The organism is Actinomadura sp. CNU-125 (assembly GCF_001942465.1).
Classification (GTDB): Bacteria; Actinomycetota; Actinomycetes; order Streptosporangiales; family Streptosporangiaceae; genus Spirillospora.
On sequence record NZ_MKJY01000490.1, the window covers coordinates 1 to 2001 of the forward strand.

General features: G+C 76.6%; 2 protein-coding genes. One reads left to right on the forward strand and one right to left on the reverse strand.

Going from position 1 to position 2001, the window contains the following annotated elements:
• Nucleotides 1-41 precede the first annotated feature (41 nt).
• Nucleotides 42-788 (reverse strand): ROK family transcriptional regulator, encoded by a 747-nt coding sequence (locus BJF79_RS38605; RefSeq protein ID WP_262403204.1) that lies wholly within the window; start codon nucleotides 786-788, stop codon nucleotides 42-44.
• Between the two features lie 74 nt (nucleotides 789-862).
• Here BJF79_RS38605 and BJF79_RS38610 point away from each other — a divergent pair.
• Nucleotides 863-2001: MFS transporter (locus BJF79_RS38610; RefSeq protein ID WP_075904816.1), on the forward strand; the 1139-nt coding region annotated here is incomplete at its 3' end.

Below are 2001 nucleotides of genomic sequence, written 5' to 3' on the forward strand. Positions count from 1 at the left end.
GAGGGCGTCCGGGGCGAGGCCGCGGACGGCGGGGAGCTCCATCAGGCCGCAGAAAGTCGGCGACGCCGAACTTGAGCAGCCCGACCTCGCCCGCGCCGCCGGACGCGCCGCGCGCAGCCGTCCGTCGAGGACGACCCCGGCGCGATCCCGTCGTCGAGCCAGAGCAGCGCGAAGTCGTCGCGGCCGACCGCGGCGCCGTCCCGGTGCTCGGCGATGGTGGCGAGGTTGACCTCGTTCTCCACGATGACGCGGGCGCCGAGCAGTCCGGCCAGGGCCGGGCCGAGGTCGGGACGCCCGCCGGGGACCCCGCTCTCGCTCGCGAGGCCGGTGCGGGGGTGGATGAGGCCGGGGGTGCCGAGCACGACGGTGTGGGCGGTGCGGCCCTCCCCGGCGGCGCCGAGGGCGTCGCCGACCGCGCCGGCGATGAACGCGGGCAGGTCGGGGCCCGGCGGCAGCGGCCGCGTGACGGTGCCGGTCTCGGTCCCGGCGATGTCGGCGACGACGACGTGGACGGCGTCGCGGCGCAGGTCGACGCCCGCGACGTGCGCCCGTCCGGGGACGAGGCCGTAGAGGCGGGCGTTCGGGCCGCGCCGGTCGGCGCCGGTCTCCCCCGCCCGCTCGATCAGCCCGCTCTCGCGGAGCCGCTCGATCAGGTCGGCGACGGTCGGGCGGGACAGCCCGGTGAACGTGCGCAGCTGGGTGGCGGTCAGCGGACCGTGTTCGAGCAGCAGGTCGAGGGCGAGCCGGTCGTTGATCGCCCGGGCCATCGTCGGGTCGGCGGTCTTCACGGCGCCCATATTAGTCAGGCTCCCTGCCCATAATCGCTTTTCATCAGGAAGGCTACCTGTTAGTTTCTCCGTCCATGAGCCACCATCGCGCGATAGCCGCCGTCTTCGCCGTCCACGGGGCGGTCGCGGGGACCCTCGCCACCCGCATCCCCTGGATCGAGCACCGCCTCGACCTCGGCCCCGGCGTCCTCGGCCTCGCCCTGCTGTGCCCCTCCATCGGCGCGTTCCTCGCCATGCCGACCGCGAGCCGCCTCGCGCACCGCATCGGCGAGCGCCCCGCCGTCCGCCTCCTGATCGCGCTGTGGTGCGGCGTCCTGCTCCTGCCCGCGCTGGCGCCCGCGCCGGGCTGGCTGTTCGGGGCGATGTTCCTGTACGGGGCGGCCGCCGGGACCTCCGACGTCGTCATGAACGGCCACGCCGTGAACGTGGAACGGCGCCTCGGGCGCTCGATCATGTCGGGGCTGCACGGCCTGTGGTGCGTCGGCAGCATGCTCGCGGGCGGCATCGGCGTCCTGGCCGCGCACGCGCGGGTCGACGCCCGGATCCACTTCGGGCTGGTGGCGGCCGTCCTGCTGGGCGCGGGCCTGCTGGCGGGGCGGGGCCTGCTCGCGCACCGGGCGGCGGCGGACGCCCCGGCGCCGCGCCGGTACACGCTGCCGAACCGCGCCATCCTCGGCATCGGCCTCGTCGGTTTCTGCGCGACGTTCGCGGAGGGCGCGAGCGCCGACTGGTCCGCCGTCTACCTCACCGAAGTGGCCGGCGCCGGCCCCGGGGTGGCGGCGGCGAGCTTCACCGGATTCATGGCGTTCATGGCGGCGACCCGGCTGGCCGGGGACCGGCTCGTCCGGGCGTTCGGGCCGGTCCGGGTCGTCCGCCTCGGCGGCGCGACCGCGGTGCTGGGCGGCGTCCTGGTGGTGACGGCGCGGACCCCGCTGCCGGGCATCGCGGGCTTCGCGCTGATCGGCGTCGGCGTCGCGACCGTCCTGCCGCTGGTGTTCGCGGCGGCGGGCGACCGGGGCCGCACGCCCGGGGAGGGCGTCGCGGGCGTCGCCACGATCACCTACCTGTCGGTGCTGACCGCCCCGGCGATCACCGGGTGGATCGCCGACGGCCTGTCGTACCCGGCCGCCTTCACCGTGATCACCTGCGTCGCGGCGGTGATGGCGCTGTCCGCCGGACGCCTCGCGGCCGCGCCCCGCGGCGGGCCGGTGGA